At 65.1% G+C, this 229-nt stretch carries 1 protein-coding gene; it reads left to right on the forward strand.

Annotated elements, in window-relative coordinates:
• On the forward strand, positions 1–229 hold a 229-nt coding region (locus KVT34_RS32300; RefSeq protein WP_254635267.1), incomplete at both ends, for a hypothetical protein.

Raw genomic sequence — 229 nt, forward strand, 5'->3', positions numbered from 1 at the left:
CAGCGCGCGCTGGATATGAGTTCGATGGAGCTGCTCACCAGCAGCTCCGACAGCTGCAGCGTTGGCGACTATCGCGTGTTGCAGGAACGCTTCGGCTCGCAGTTCCGGATCACCAACAGCTATGGCGTCACGGAAGCGGCGATGGATTCGGGCTTCTACGCCGGGCCGCTGGCGAAGCTGCCGGGGACAGGAAGCGTGCCGATGGGCAAAGCGGGGTGGAACGGGGGGT

Source organism: Paenibacillus sp. GbtcB18 (assembly GCF_019091125.1).
GTDB classification, from domain to species: Bacteria; Bacillota; Bacilli; order Paenibacillales; family NBRC-103111; genus Paenibacillus_F; species Paenibacillus_F chitinolyticus.